At 67.1% G+C, this 12,904-nt stretch carries 15 protein-coding genes and 1 riboswitch; of the genes, 6 read left to right on the forward strand and 9 right to left on the reverse strand.

From position 1 onward, the window contains the following. The first annotated feature begins 14 nt into the window (after positions 1–14). The gene (locus DJ017_RS10365) at positions 15–950 is read left to right on the forward strand and encodes an S-4TM family putative pore-forming effector (protein WP_111528652.1); all 936 of its coding nucleotides are present in this window, start codon (positions 15–17) and stop codon (positions 948–950) included. A 2-nt stretch (positions 951–952) separates the two neighbouring features. On the opposite strand, the gene DJ017_RS10370 is transcribed toward DJ017_RS10365, so the two are convergent. Genes DJ017_RS10370 through DJ017_RS10385 form a run of 4 tightly spaced genes read right to left on the reverse strand, consistent with a single transcriptional unit; the run spans position 953 to position 3,660 of the window. Continuing rightward, complete coding sequence (locus tag DJ017_RS10370; RefSeq protein WP_111528653.1) at positions 953–1,837, reverse strand: CBASS oligonucleotide cyclase; 885 nt, start codon at positions 1,835–1,837, stop codon at positions 953–955. After that, entirely contained in the window at positions 1,834–2,337 is a 504-nt protein-coding gene (locus DJ017_RS10375) for an HORMA domain containing protein (RefSeq protein ID WP_111528654.1), read from the reverse strand. Before DJ017_RS10375 ends, DJ017_RS10370 begins: the two co-directional genes overlap by 4 nt. After that, positions 2,337–2,792 (reverse strand): hypothetical protein, encoded by a 456-nt coding sequence (locus tag DJ017_RS10380; RefSeq protein ID WP_111528655.1) that lies wholly within the window; start codon positions 2,790–2,792, stop codon positions 2,337–2,339. The genes DJ017_RS10375 and DJ017_RS10380 overlap by 1 nt, the downstream gene beginning before the upstream one ends. Beyond that, a complete protein-coding gene (locus DJ017_RS10385; protein ID WP_111528656.1) occupies positions 2,779–3,660 on the reverse strand; it encodes an AAA family ATPase in 882 nt (293 codons plus the stop codon). Before DJ017_RS10385 ends, DJ017_RS10380 begins: the two co-directional genes overlap by 14 nt. Positions 3,661–4,183: 523 nt before the next feature. On the opposite strand from DJ017_RS10385, the gene DJ017_RS10390 reads away from it, so the two are divergent. Then, a complete protein-coding gene (locus tag DJ017_RS10390) occupies positions 4,184–5,608 on the forward strand; it encodes a DUF2971 domain-containing protein (RefSeq protein ID WP_111528657.1) in 1,425 nt (474 codons plus the stop codon). 178 nt (positions 5,609–5,786) lie between these two features. Here DJ017_RS10390 and dmeF read toward each other — a convergent pair whose 3' ends face one another. The 5 genes from dmeF to DJ017_RS10415 all read right to left on the reverse strand — a co-directional run bounded on the left by dmeF (position 5,787) and on the right by DJ017_RS10415 (position 10,493). Continuing rightward, the gene (gene dmeF / locus DJ017_RS10395; protein ID WP_111530048.1) at positions 5,787–7,010 is read right to left on the reverse strand and encodes a CDF family Co(II)/Ni(II) efflux transporter DmeF; all 1,224 of its coding nucleotides are present in this window, start codon (positions 7,008–7,010) and stop codon (positions 5,787–5,789) included. A 13-nt stretch (positions 7,011–7,023) separates the two neighbouring features. After that, positions 7,024–8,034 carry a sodium:calcium antiporter gene (locus tag DJ017_RS10400; protein WP_111528658.1) on the reverse strand — a complete coding sequence of 337 codons (1,011 nt, stop codon included), beginning with the start codon at positions 8,032–8,034 and terminating at the stop codon, positions 7,024–7,026. A gap of 14 nt (positions 8,035–8,048) precedes the next feature. Continuing rightward, positions 8,049–8,212: riboswitch (yybP-ykoY riboswitch) on the reverse strand. Positions 8,213–8,390: 178 nt separating this feature from the next. Continuing rightward, on the reverse strand, positions 8,391–9,005 hold the full coding sequence (locus tag DJ017_RS10405) for a class I SAM-dependent methyltransferase (RefSeq protein ID WP_111528659.1): 615 nt from the start codon (positions 9,003–9,005) through the stop codon (positions 8,391–8,393). A 147-nt stretch (positions 9,006–9,152) separates the two neighbouring features. Then, on the reverse strand, positions 9,153–9,761 hold the full coding sequence (locus DJ017_RS10410; RefSeq protein WP_111528660.1) for an RES family NAD+ phosphorylase: 609 nt from the start codon (positions 9,759–9,761) through the stop codon (positions 9,153–9,155). Continuing rightward, positions 9,762–10,493 (reverse strand): XRE family transcriptional regulator, encoded by a 732-nt coding sequence (locus DJ017_RS10415; protein ID WP_111528661.1) that lies wholly within the window; start codon positions 10,491–10,493, stop codon positions 9,762–9,764. 187 nt (positions 10,494–10,680) lie between these two features. Here DJ017_RS10415 and DJ017_RS10420 point away from each other — a divergent pair, with 187 nt between their 5' ends. The 4 genes from DJ017_RS10420 (at position 10,681) to DJ017_RS10435 (ending at position 12,642) form a co-directional block, all read left to right on the forward strand. Next, positions 10,681–10,911 carry a hypothetical protein gene (locus DJ017_RS10420; RefSeq protein ID WP_133255444.1) on the forward strand — a complete coding sequence of 77 codons (231 nt, stop codon included), beginning with the start codon at positions 10,681–10,683 and terminating at the stop codon, positions 10,909–10,911. A gap of 1 nt (position 10,912) precedes the next feature. Then, entirely contained in the window at positions 10,913–11,275 is a 363-nt protein-coding gene (locus DJ017_RS10425; protein WP_111528663.1) for a hypothetical protein, read from the forward strand. 13 nt (positions 11,276–11,288) lie between these two features. Continuing rightward, positions 11,289–11,951 carry an SOS response-associated peptidase gene (locus tag DJ017_RS10430; protein WP_165830596.1) on the forward strand — a complete coding sequence of 221 codons (663 nt, stop codon included), beginning with the start codon at positions 11,289–11,291 and terminating at the stop codon, positions 11,949–11,951. Between the two features lie 73 nt (positions 11,952–12,024). Then, the gene (locus DJ017_RS10435; RefSeq protein WP_133255445.1) at positions 12,025–12,642 is read left to right on the forward strand and encodes a hypothetical protein; all 618 of its coding nucleotides are present in this window, start codon (positions 12,025–12,027) and stop codon (positions 12,640–12,642) included. Positions 12,643–12,904: the final 262 nt, after the last annotated feature.

Here is a 12,904-nt window from a genome sequence, read left to right on the forward strand (position 1 = left end):
GAGGGCAGAGTCGCGTGACCAACACCATCCCGCAGACCCAGAACTCGGAGCGTGCGCTCAAGTTCATGCGCGCGCGCCAGGCCACCTATTTCCAGGCCTCCGTAAACCAGTGGTTGCAGCTCGTGGTCACGGTCCTGGCTCCGGTGATCGGCGCGATGATCGGACTCAACAACCCGGCGACCAGGCCTTACGTGGCCTTGGCGTCCGTCGCGGCGTCTCTCCTGGACGCCGCTGTGTTAGACCGGGCGCAGCGCAAGCTGCTGGCGACCGCCGCCAAGATGGCCGAGATGTTCGACGTCGAGGTCCTTCAACTGCCCTGGAACGCCTTCGTGGTAGGTCCGCGGCTGGACGCTGAGACCATCCACGGCGCGGCCGAGCGCTACAAGGGCGAGGCCAAGATGGCCAAGATCCGCAACTGGTATCCGGTCGTCGTCGGCCAGGCGCCGCTGCCCCTGGCGCGGATCGTCTGCCAGAGAACCAACCTGTGGTACGACGCGAGCCTGCGGCGGACCTATGGCGGCGTCATCGTGATCTTCGCCGTCGCGGTGACGGCTGGACTGGTGGGCGCGGCCATCTACCTCGATCTGAAGTTCCTGGACCTGGTCACTACCGCCATTGTCCCGGCCTCGCCGGTGCTGATCTGGGCCATCCGTGAGCGCAACCGTCATAAAGACACCGCCGACGCCCAGGAGCGGGTGAAGGGCGAATCTGAGGCGTTGTGGGATCGGGCCAAGGCCGGCGGGTGCAGCGACGACGACTGCGCCGAACGCTCCCGCGAGTTTCAGAACTCCATCTATGCGCGGCGAGTCTCCAGCCCGCTGATCCTGCCCTTCATGTATCCGCTGCTCCGTAACAGGATGGAGGCGCAGATGAACGTCGGAGCCGAGGCTATGCTGCGCGACGCCGGCCTGCTGAAGGATAAGCCGGAGGAGGGTGTCCCGGCCGGCTGATGTCAGCTGGCCGGAAAGAAGTCGCCGAAGATCTCCTTCCAGATCCGGACGGCCTCGCCCTCATAGCCCTGTTGCTCGGCGCGGAAGGCGCGGGTCGCAGCGACCTCGGCTTCCCGCAGCTTCTGTCGGGCGGTGGCGCAACGTGCGGCCGTCATTTCGTCGGAGACCAGCGGCCCGAGGCCGGCGGGGTCGGGCCAGTCGTCGCCGACCGTGGCCTGGGCGGCGGCAAAGAACCGACGCGCCTCGTCCGGAAAATTGCTGAACGGTCCGTCCACCAGCTCCAACGCCATTACCTCGATGAGGTAGGAGGGGGTGATCGACTTGCCGTTCGACCGATTCCAGCTCTTCAGCATCTTCACCAGCGGGACCCAGCCGCCGGCCAGCGCCTTGTTCTTCGCCGTCGCCTCTTCCGCGTGTATCTCCGGATCGGTCTTGATCCAGGTCCCCAGGGTGTCGTCCGGAATGTCGTAGCCGTCTTTCATCCCGAAGGCGGGGACCACGTCAAGGCTGAGGACCTTGCCGTCCTCGTGCTGGGTCTGGTTCTTCTTCTGGAAGTAGACGGTGACGCAACGGCGGTCTCGCTCCACCTGGTCCTCGCCATAGGCGTCGACCAGGCACTTTTCGAGATCGTCCAGCACGCCCTTCGGGTGTTTGTCGCGCCGCCACTTCTCGTCCTTGCCCAGCACCACAAAGATGTCGATGTCTTTCAGAGGCTTGGTCTTGGTGCGGCGGCCATAGCTGCCGGTCAGGAAATCACGCTCGACGTCGAAGTTGGCCTGGACGGTAGCCCGAACGTCCTTCTGCCGCCGAGAAGCATCGTCCTGTTCGGTCTGGGTGATCTCCAGCCGGGTCTTGAAGGTCTGGAAGGCGTCGCTGACCTTGCTCACGAGCGCCTCCAGTAGTTCAGGCCGGCCATGATGTCCGAGGTGGCGATCGAGGTGCCGGCGGCGCGGCTGGTGAAGCCATCGGTGGCGCGCAGGTCGGTGCTCGACATGCCGGTCACCATCGGCGCTTCGGGGTCGTGGCGGAGCACCACCCGATAAACGCAGCCCGGCGGCGGCTGGCCGGCTTTCTCGATGGTACGGCGCAGGTGTTCGCGGTCGACCCACATGTCGTCGTCGACGCCGCTGCCGTCGTAGTCGATGTCGAAGTCCCAGCGGCCTTCGAGCTTGTCGCTGCCAGGTTTGTAGAACTCCAGGATCACCTTCCTCAGGTGACCGCTGCGCAGCCAGGTGCGCACGGCCTCGCCCAGCACGTTCCAGCTGTCGGCAAGGTCCTCCGGCGACAGGCCGGCCGCCTGGATAATGCGCTTCAGCTGGTTGCGCATGTTGTCGGCCACGTAGGTCGCGGTGTGGGTGCGGGTGTAGGTGAAGGTGGAGACGCTCATCAGCTGACGGCTCCCCAGTCGATGGCGAAGCCCTGGGTGGCGTCGGCCTTCTCCTCGGCCAGCTCGGCCGGCGTTTCGTCGAGGCCGTGCACCTGGATCCTCGGCGCCCGCTTGGCGAGGGCGTCCCTGGTCCAGTCCAAGTCTTCCTCGGGGCAGGGGACGAACAGCGTCCATTCCCCTTCTGTCGGGTTCTGTTGCAGCGGATCGGGGTCTTCCAGGCTGATGGCGTCGGCACCATAGACGCCGTAGATCACCAGCCGCATGCACTTGCCCTTCAGGGTGAGCGGGTGGTCGGCGTAGTCCTCCTCGGTGAGCAGGGTGGCCATGACGCTGGCGGCGGCCGTCAGCTGGTCGACGGCCTGGCTGCCCGGCCCGGTGATCAGCTTGACGATCTCCGCCCAGGCTTCCGCGCCGGCGCGTTGCGGGGTGACCGCGATGTCCCTACGCAGCTTCACGGCCAGCCTCCTTGGCGTTGCGCTTCGCCTGCTGCAGCGAGGCCAACACCTGCTGGGCGTTCATCTTTCCCGGATCCTTCGCCGTTTCGAGCTCGAGGGCGGCCGCACCCACGACCGCCTTGCGTAGCCGCCGGCCGTCGAGGCCGTCGGACGCCGCCGCGAAGGCGTTCACGTGGCTAACTAGGCCACCCACCCCAGGCCACGACTTCGCCAGGCCCATAAGGGTGTCGCGAATGATCTCCGCGCGCGCCTCGGCGTTCGGCGGTGGGATCATCTCGATTAGGTCGGCTCGCGACATGAACGCGGGGTCGACGGCCTGCGGGTAGTTTGTCGTCGCGATCAGCAGCACGTTTCGGTGCTTCCGGGTCAGCAAGTCCACGCCCGCCAGCACCGCATCGGTGGCGCGGTGCACGTCGACTGGGTTAGCTTCCAGGCTCATGCGCTGCCGGTCGGCGGCGAGGGTCTCGACCTCGTCCAACAGGACGACGCCGCAGCCGCCTTGCGCAGCTTCGGGGATCGTTTGGTCGAACAGCTTGGTGGCCGCCTGCTGCGATTTGCCCAGCGACGCGCTGGCCAGGGCGTGCGGATCGACCTGGATGAAGACCACCCGCTGGCCCGGTAGGGCGGCGGCGACTTGGCTGGCCAGGCCCCGCGCCAGAGTCGTCTTGCCGGTGCCAGGAGGGCCCGCCAGCACGATGAGCCCGTGGAGGGGCGCGACCTCGAACGCCACCTTCGGGCGGATGGAGAGGCCCAGGAGGGCCTGGTTGACCAGCCGCTTGCGGACTTGGTCGGCGATCTTGATGGCGTCCCAGGCCTGGTTGAAGGACGGATCGGGAAGCATGGTCTGTTGGGCGATGCCCGGCGTCATAGGGGATTTCCCTTCAAGAGGTGAAAAACCCGGCGCCGGCGCAGTTGTGCGCCGCCGTGCGCGATGCATAAGATCGCGCGGCCGGGCCGGATTCGGAACGGTACGACGGGGGGAAGGGCGTATGACGGTCCAGGTCGGCCCATCCCCCCGGTTTTTGCGGCCGCCTAAGCCGCAGAATTAAGCGCCAGCCTCCCCACCCAACTTGATGAGCGGCGCGTCCCTAAAGGACGGGGCGTCGCTGCACGAGCGAGCCCACGGCTCCATCCAGTCGTCATCGGACGGTTTTTGGCGGGAACGACCCCGCAGGTCGCGAACCGAATCGCCGGCTCTCAGCTCCAGTATGGGGCCGGCCAACGATATCTCAAGACGCGGTTAACGCAGTTCGACACCTTAAGCACGATTCGGCTGTGGATTTCCCTATATCTTGTGGCGACGCGGTCACACTTATCTAGGCCTTGGGTTTCTGAGCTGTTTCCGCCGTCGGCTCGACAGGCGCGCGGCGCTGCGATCATGCTGCTTTCGCATGGACCATCTCTATCGCTTCCGCTCCGTCGAAGGCCTGTTGGGCGAGCACGCAGAACTGGCGCGCCAGGAGATCTACTTCGCCCCGACGGGCGAGCTGAACGACCCCATGGAGGGCTACCTCGACGTGGTCTGGCGGGGCGATGGCATCCTCTGGCGCAACCTGCTGCGCAACTACCTCGTCTCCCTGGTGCACGTCGCCGCCTATGGGTTCGACGAGCCCATGGACGCCGACACTCAGCTGGGTCTCGCCTGGCTGACCCGCGTCGACGTGAAGGACCAGCCGATCGCGCCGATACTCGAAGAGTTCACCTCCGCCATTCTGGCCAAGTCGCCCGCCAAGCGCCTGATCGCCCATCTGGCGGATCGCCGCCGGCGGATCGGCCGCGACGAGCTGGCCTACTGGCTCTGGACGCTGCACCCATCGGCCGTGGGCGCGCTCCTCAACCTGATGATTGATCGGGGCATGCTGACAGCGGCCGCCGCCCCCGACGAAAAGCAGGTCGCGCGCAGCGAAGCCGCCTTGTCCGGGCAGATCGATGCGATGCGGAAGCTGGCGCCGCTGACCCGACGCAGGGCCGCCACCTATTTCTCCGTCGCCCGCAACACAGCTGCCCAGCTCGCCCTGATCCACGACTACGGCGATCCCGCCCTTGAGCAGGCTGAGGCGTGGCGCTTCTTCACGCGCAAGTTCCCGGATCGCTATGTGGAGGGCCTTGAGGCGATGGTCTATCCGCCCTGGCACGTGGCGTGCTTTCTGGAGGATCCGCGCAATGCTGCGATGTGGGGCGTCTATGGCGATCATCACCGCGGAGTCTGCCTCAAGTTCGCGACTCAGCCTGTCGAGAGCGGGGTCGGCCTGGAACTGGAGGCTTTCAGCGGCTGGCAAGGAAATTCCGACGGCATCAAGCCTCACATCGGCAAGCGCGTGCTCTCATTCCAAAAGGTCCGCTATTCGCCTGTGCGGCCTCAGATCGAGTTCTTCAGCTCCCTCGGCAACATCCCGCGCTACAAGGTGATCGGTGACTGGCTCGCTGATGACCAAGGCCGGCGCAGCCCCTTGATCCGCGACCTCGACGCCGAAACCCCGGCGTGGCGGACGGCTTACTGGGACCGCTTCCAGCGCAGCCAGGCGGTCAAAACGCCGGAGTGGGCCCATGAACGGGAACACCGGCTCGTGCTCTCCTCGTCTGGTGCCTTGGATAAGCCCCTGCGCAAGGCGCGCTACGACTTCGGCGCGCTCACCGGCGTGATCTTCGGACTGAGGACCCCTGACAATGACAAGCGGAGGATCATGCAGGTGATCGAGCAGAAGTGCCGCGAGGCCGGGCGGCGGGAGTTCGAATTCCACCAGGCTTACTGGTCGGCGGCCAACCGCCGGCTGGATATCGCACCCCTGCCGCTCCTTAAATTCAGGTTCAATTGACGGCATCGCTTTCCACGTGCGGAAGGTCCGCAATTTGGATTCCGCTGGTCGAGGCCGAACACTCAGCTTCGATCCGTTGTTCATAAGCGCTCAGGCCGAAGCTGGGGCTGGATCGCCGCCGCTGTTGCAGTCGCCGTGATAGTGGGGCGCCCCCGAGGCCGCGCGTACCCCGATAAAATTACCGGCGGACGATCTCCACCGTGATGTGTGACAGCGCGGGAAAGGCCTTGAGCTTGGCCCGATAGAAATCCTCTCGGCGGTCCGAGCGCGTCAGGACGCTTAGGATCGCGCCCAAGTGCCCCGGCCCGAGCCGCCAGACGTGGAGGTCGGTCACTTCGTCCCCGGACGCTCGCACGAGCGCCTGCACCTGACGTGTGAGCTTCTTGTCGGGGTTCATGTCGAGCAGAATCGAACCCGTGTCGCGGATAAGCCCGTACGACCAACTTGCGATGACGAACGCCCCGACGATCCCTGCGAGCGGGTCCATCCAGGTCCATCCGAAGAAGCGCGCCAGCACGAGGCCGGCGATCACCAGGACCGAGACGGCGGCGTCCGCCAGCACGTGGACGACGGCGGCGCGCAGATTGTTGTCGCGGTGATGATGATGGTCGTGCTCGGCGAACGCCAGCACGTGCGTCTCCTCACCCACCTGGACCGTCGCGGTGAATTCGTGCGGTTCCGGGATGATGTCCGAGGATTGCAGGAACTCGCCGTGGTCCTCGAACTCGAACGTCTGGCGCACGCCATCCGCCCGAACGGTCTCGATGGTCACCGCGCCGGCATCCAGGCGCCCGTCTTGAACGGCCACCCTGAAGCAGGGAGGAACATCGTCCTCGAAGACCTCCACCCGAAGCAGGCCCAGGCTCGTGGCTAGCTCGCGCACCTCAGCATCGGTGTCGTGCTCATCATGTTCGTGCCCATGACCATGGTGGTGGTGGCCGCCCGCGCTCAGCAGCCAGGCGCTGGCGACGTTCACGGCAAGGCCCAGAGCCGCGAGGGGGATCGCCTCCCGGAAATGGATCGCGACCGGATGGAGCAGCCTCTTGACGGCCTCGTAGCCGATCAGGAGTGAGATCATCGCAAGGATGATCGCGCTCGTGTAACCCGCCAGGTCCCCAAGCTTGCCCGTCCCGAAGCTGAAGCGGGGGTCTGCGGCATGCCTGCGCGCATAGGTGTAGGCCAGCGCCGCGAGAACGAGCGCGCCCGCGTGCGTGGACATATGCAGGCCGTCGGCGACCAGGGCGATGGAGCCGAACAGCAAGCCGCCCACGATCTCGCCGACCATCATGGCGCCGCAGAGCCAGATCACGGCCCAGGTTCGTCGTTCGCTCGCCTCGTGGACAGCGCTCAGGAAATTGTGGTGATGCCCCGGCCGGGGGTGTTCGGCGATCAGTTCGGACATCGGCTTGGCCATCTCAGAGGTGCAGCAGGACGAGGAGGGCGGCGAACAGGGCGTAGAACAGTCCCATGCTGGCGAGGAACCCGCGGGAGATCACGCCGCGCCGGAACGAGACGAACATCACCGCGACGGCGATTGCGGTGACGCCGCCGGCGAGGATCAGCGAGCGATCGAGCAGCCACGGCGTCCAGAAGAGACCGAACGCCGTCGGGACAGTGGCCTGGATCATCATCGCGCCGCTGATGTTGGCGAGCGCCAACCGGTGCTTGCCCTGACGGACCCAGATGATGGCGTTCATCGTTTCGGGAAGCTCTGTCGCGATGGGACTGAGAAGCAACGCCAGTAGTTGCGGCTTCATGCCGAGCGCTGGCCCGAGCGCGTCGAGCTGGCTGACGAACAGGCGCGACGCCCCGAAGATCACGACGAGCGCCACGGCGGTCTGCAGGGCGCTCAGGCTAAGGGGCGGTTCACCTTGGCGCTTGCGGGCGATAATCAGCGGCTCCAGGTGCTCTTCCGCCTCGTCGCTCTCGTCGCGGCTCATCTCGCGCCAGAAGTAAATGGCGTAGGCGGCGAGGAAGAGGACGCCAAGCCACGGCTTGAAGGCGAAGGCGACCAGGCCGACCGAAAGCTTGACGATGAAGATCGTCAGGAACCACCCTTGGTCCCGGCTGAGGCGCTGGAACTGCTTTCTGACGTCGCCGGTGCGGCGCAGATGGCGACCGCTCAGGATCAGGGTCGCGCCCACGGTGGCGTAGGCGATGGTGGCCAGGACCAGCGGCCCGCCGAGCGCGGCGCCGACACCCAATTCGCGCTGAGCGTCGCCCTTGCCGAACGCCACCGCGACGAAGGTGACCACGCTCTCCGGCAGGGCGGTGCCGAAGGCGGCGAGGATCGTGCCGGTGGCCGTCCGGCCGACCGAGAGCTTGCGGCCCAGCCATTCCACCCCATTCACGAAGAACTCGCAGGCGAAGTAGATGACGGCGGCCGACCCCAGCAGGAGGACCACGTTCACGAGCAACGGGTTCATCGATTTTCCCTGGGGTCAGGCGGCGCGCACCAAAGGCCAGGCTTCCCCGCCCGACCCACGAGCGGAAGCTGGCCTTCGGTCTCGCCGTGCCTCTCGGCCGCTCACGCCATGCCGGTCGCCCGACAAGTCTGTTGACGTGAGCCCCGCTGAACGCGCGGTCGGCTACTCCCCAAAGGAGCGGATCCAGTAGCGGCAGATGAAGGACAAGGCAACTGTCCGATCCGGTGACTCAAGGGCGCGATCAGCTGTCGGATCGGCCGCGAAGAGCGGACCGTCAGAAGGTCAGCGCCAGAAACACCTTGAGATCCGCCGGGGAGGGGGCAGCGGATCTAATCAGCAAGACCGGGCGTCCGGCGTTAGTCGAGCCGGCAGAAGCAATACATGAACTCCTGGGTCGTACCCCAAGGCGTTTCATGTAGCTCCGTAAGGCTCTCCAGCAGGCGGAATTTCGGCCCAAACTGGCCGTGAAGCCCGGCCGGATCGTAGCGAACGACATCGAGGCCGCTGCATTTTTCGGGACCTCGCGGGCCGAAGGTGCCCACGATGACGTGGCCGCCGGGCCTCACCGCGCGCGCCACCTGACGGACATATGCCGCGCGTTGCCCTTCGTCCGTCAGGAAGTGAAATACGGCTCGGTCGTGCCAAACGTCGTACCGGGCCGCCGCCAACTCGGTCTGGGTGATGTCGCCCGCAATCCAATGCACTGAGGTAGCCGCCGCACCGAGCCGGGCTTGGGCCACGTCGAGGGCCGCCGGAGAGATGTCGAGCACGGTCAGATCGCGGTAGCCGCGGGCGACGAGGTCATCGACCAAGGTCGACTCCCCTCCACCCACATCGATGATCGCGCTGCCAAGATCAGGTGCGGCGCGTTCGATAAGCCGGAGCGACACGTCGAGGTGCGGCCTGTACCAGCTCACCTCGTCCATGGCCTTGGAGCGATACACGCTCTCCCAATGCGCCTTTGTGGTCATCGCCGCCCGTCTCGATGTTTTCCGTTAGATTGGGATCGGCTCCGTTGAGCGCCAGAGCCCATAGGAGGCGCCAGGGTTTGCTGTTGGCGCGCAGCTGCCCAGCCGCGATATCAGCCCGGCTGATGTCCGCTGGCGGCCGTCGGAACGTCACACGAGCGCGACGTTCAGGCCGTTGAGGACGCGGGCGAGCCCCGACGCAGCGCGCAGGGCCGTCGTCTCGCGCGGGGCCAGCTTGGCGACCGCGCGATCATAGATGGCGAGGTTCACCTCGCCGTTGAGGCGCGAGGCGTAGCAGATCCCGTCCACCCGCGCGGGGTGCTCATAGAAGGCGAGCGACCAGCGGCGCGCGAGCGCCTGTTTCGAGGACCGGGGAACGTCGCTCGGAACGCCCATCCGGACCGGGGCGTCCCCGGTCAGGTCCACCAGGGTCAGCTCCTCCCGGATCTCGATCTGGGCGAACCGGCGGGTGTCGAGTTCGCCTTCGTCCACCAGGTAGTCGCCGATGAGGCCGTCGCGCTCGTCCCTGAGCAGCGCTTCGAGGAAGCAGACCTTCAGCGACGAGCCGAGATAGAGGACGCCGAAGCGATTTTCGGACGTCCGGCGGCGTGGATCGCTGAACCGGCTGCGGGTCTTGCCGTAGCCCAGCGGGTCGGTGAAGCGCTGGTGATAGATGCGCCCGAACAGCTGGCCGGTCGGGATCCGGGTCAGATCCAGCGCCGCCTTCGCGAATCCCGGCGGCGGCTCGCGGCGCGCCACCTAGCCGAAGGCCCCGGCCGCGACGCTCTCGGCCGCGTCGAGGACCTCTTCGGTTCGGCCGCGGCGCAGCGCATCCAGGCCGCTCGCCCCCTCCAGCTCGGGGTGGCGCTGGATCAGGAACCGGTAGACGGTCCAGGGGCTGTCGCCGAGACGCTCGAACAGCTGCGGCAGGGCCGCAAACGGCTTGCCGTTCTCATCGACCTGCCAGGCCGGAAAGCGGAAGCCGCGCTTGGCCCCGTCCAGCCCCAGCACCTCGTGCTTCTGGCGCTTGGCGTTGATCGTGACCCGGCTGACGCCCAGCAGCTCGGCGAAAGCCTCGGCGCTCAGCATCTCCTGGCCCGAGAGGATCTCGGCGGCCCGCAACCGGCCGCGTTCGCGCGCGGCGGCGAGCGCCGCCTCCAAGTCATCGTTATCGGCGGGGGGCTCGGCCGGCGTGGCGGCGCCGGCTTGCTCGGCGCGCACCCGCGGCTGGCCGTTGGGATCCACGTCCACCCAAAACCCGGTGGCGCGGCCGCTTTCCCGGCTCTCGGCGATACGTTCGCTCAGCACCTGCATGACCGCGCGGACGCCGGACTTGCGCGGGTTGAGGGCCTGGACGGACTTCGACGGCAGGGCGACGGTGAACTCGCCCGTCGTGGTCGCGCGCGCCGTCGTCCGCGGCGCGTCGCTCACGCTCGACCGCGTCACATAGCGGCCCGTCGCCTTCTGGCCTGAGGATGAAGCCTTGGTCATGGGGTGGATCCTTGCCCCGGGAATTTGGATCGTAACTGTAGCTTCGTCAATTCCGTAAAGTTCGTAAAGTTCCGGTGATCATCCTGGCCGCAGCGCCTGCCGGGTGAGCGCCAAGGCTGTGGATCACAACCGCGGCGGAGTCGCTTTAGTTGGCATGTTCTGTTTTTGTTCGCTTGGAAGCGAGGCGATGTCACGGGTGATGGTGTTCAAGATCGAGCGGCTGCGGTCCGGCGCCGACGACGGCCGCCGTACGCTCAGCCTGTTCATCCGGCCAGGCAGCCGTCGGCGGCCCTGGAAGTTCTTTTCGCCCGAGGAGGTCCCGGCGTTTGTGGGCGAGTACGCCTGGTTCGAGATCGATCGGGCCCACGGCGGCTGGAAATTCCTGCGCCAGCTCCCCGGACCAACCGCGCGCCACTGACGTGGGCGCTCCCAATCCCGACCGGGTGAGCCTGCGCGCCCGTTACGGCCAGGGCCGGACGGTGGCCGAGATGGCGCGGGCGGGCTGGGAGGTGATCTCCTGCTGCGAGCGCTGCGGCCTGATGATGCGGGTCGACCTGAAGCTGATCGCCTTCGTCCGCGGCCCGAACGTCAGCCTGTGGAACCGCAAGGCCCGCTGCCGGCGCCTGCTCTGCCATGGGGTGGTGACCTTCCACGCCAAGGCGCCGGGCATGCCCGGCCATGAGCCGCTCACCATCGATCCGCGGGTGCGGGACGATCGGCCGAGCTGGGTGGAACGGCGGCTTGCCGGCCGGCGTGGAGCCGGCCAGTCTGAGGCGGATTGAGCGGAGAGGGCGCATGTGCGGCCGGTTCGACACCTCCCACCTCTACTGGCGCGACATTCACGAGCAGCTGTCGCGCTTCCTGCCGGTCCGGACCGAGCCGCTGAACCTGCAGCCGAACGACGATGTCCGGCCGACCACCGAGCAGCTCGTCGCCCACGTGCAGGAGGGCGCCTGGACGCTGGAGAAGATGCGCTGGGGCTTGGTCCCGTTCTGGCGCACCGGCAAGCCGCTGAAGGACAGCGCCAAGGGCGCCGACGACGGCTTCAAGCTCACCACCTTCAACTGCAAGGTTGAGACCTGCCACAGCGCCGCCACCTTCCGCGACGCCTTCGCCAAGCGCCGCTGCATCGTGCCGGCCAGCGCCTGGTACGAATGGACCGGTGAGAAGGGCGCCAAGGTGAAGCATCGCTTCGCCCGCGCCGACGGCCGCGCGATCTGGTTCGCCGGCCTCTGGGATCGCTGCACGACGCCGGATGCGGGCGATGTCCGGAGCTTCACGATCCTCACCGGGCCCTCGGCCGGCTGGCTCTCCGATTATCACGACCGCGCGCCGGTGATCCTGGAACCCGAAGAGTGGGGCGCCTGGCTGGAGGCGTCCGCCGACCCCGCGGCGCTCTTTCAGGCCGTGCGCCCGGAGCGCTTCGAACTCCGCGCCGCCGCGCCAGCCGGCCTATAGCGCCGATATAGTTTGAATGTAGACGGCGCCGTCGCCAGCTTGATCGCCTCCTCACACCTTCCCCGGGTGCGTGATGCATATCGCCTTCGATGAACTCTCTATCGACGTCGTGCGCTCGGACGGGACCCGGGAAGACCTCTGCGGTGGCCGATGGGGTTGGTTCTGGCAGGAGTCCCGCGCGCCAGCGCGCGGGCCATTCGGCAGCCCAGCCGAGGCCGTGGCCGACCTCGCCGAATGGATTGCGGCCCGCTTCGATGCGCAAGGCGCAGCTGTGTTGGTCCCGACGGATGCGCAGACGGAACTGGCGCGCACCTTCCTCGTCAACGCCGACGGATTCCTGCGCGGCGCGGAAGTCGCTGTCGCGGCGGGCCACGACGGCGAGGTGGTGCTCTCGTCCGCCTGCTATGCGCTCGAACTGATCTTCAAGGCCTATCTCTTGAGCCGGGGCCGCAGCGACGACTGGAACCGCGATGTGATCCGGCACGATCTGGTCGCCGCCTATCGCGAAGCCGCGTTTCTGGGCCTTCCAGGCGACGACGCCCGCATCGAGCGCTTCCTGAAGGTCGCGGCCGAACCCTTCGCCCGCCACGGCCTGTTCGAGCTCTCGCAGGTCCGGCCAAAGCTTCTGGCCGAGATCGGTTATGTGGCCGCAGTGCGCAGCTTGCACCGCGAGACTGAACGTCGGATCTGACGCCATGTAGGCCGGTGGGGAAGGCCTTCCCCTGCGGTCGAGCCTGAAGGTCTCGCCCGACCCCTTCAGCGGGGGCCGGCCCCCGCAACACCCCGTGCGGATTCGGAGAGCGCCCGGCGGTCGCGCTCGGTCCCGCCGCGTTCCGCGGCTCCTACGGGCGCGACCCTTGGGGCGGGCGCTTGCGCGCCGCCGGCCGCTCGTCGGCGCGTCCCGCCGTGCAGCGCCGGCCTTGGGCCGCACGCAGGCTCCTTGCAGCCTTCTC

The organism is Phenylobacterium soli (assembly GCF_003254475.1).
In the GTDB taxonomy this organism is placed as follows: Bacteria; Pseudomonadota; Alphaproteobacteria; order Caulobacterales; family Caulobacteraceae; genus Phenylobacterium; species Phenylobacterium soli.

What these genes read in the sequence shown, in the direction of transcription:
- DJ017_RS10375 (WP_111528654.1), bottom strand. Translation starts at nt 2,337, where the DNA reads ATGAGCGTCTCCACCTTCACCTACACCCGCACCCACACCGCGACCTAC.
- DJ017_RS10385 (WP_111528656.1), bottom strand. Translation starts at nt 3,660, where the DNA reads ATGACGCCGGGCATCGCCCAACAGACCATGCTTCCCGATCCGTCCTTC.
- DJ017_RS10390 (WP_111528657.1), top strand. Translation starts at nt 4,184, where the DNA reads ATGGACCATCTCTATCGCTTCCGCTCCGTCGAAGGCCTGTTGGGCGAG.
- dmeF (WP_111530048.1), bottom strand. Translation starts at nt 7,010, where the DNA reads ATGTCCGAACTGATCGCCGAACACCCCCGGCCGGGGCATCACCACAAT.
- DJ017_RS10400 (WP_111528658.1), bottom strand. Translation starts at nt 8,034, where the DNA reads ATGAACCCGTTGCTCGTGAACGTGGTCCTCCTGCTGGGGTCGGCCGCC.
- DJ017_RS10405 (WP_111528659.1), bottom strand. Translation starts at nt 9,005, where the DNA reads ATGACCACAAAGGCGCATTGGGAGAGCGTGTATCGCTCCAAGGCCATG.
- DJ017_RS10415 (WP_111528661.1), bottom strand. Translation starts at nt 10,493, where the DNA reads ATGACCAAGGCTTCATCCTCAGGCCAGAAGGCGACGGGCCGCTATGTG.
- DJ017_RS10420 (WP_133255444.1), top strand. Translation starts at nt 10,681, where the DNA reads ATGTCACGGGTGATGGTGTTCAAGATCGAGCGGCTGCGGTCCGGCGCC.
- DJ017_RS10430 (WP_165830596.1), top strand. Translation starts at nt 11,289, where the DNA reads ATGTGCGGCCGGTTCGACACCTCCCACCTCTACTGGCGCGACATTCAC.
- DJ017_RS10435 (WP_133255445.1), top strand. Translation starts at nt 12,025, where the DNA reads ATGCATATCGCCTTCGATGAACTCTCTATCGACGTCGTGCGCTCGGAC.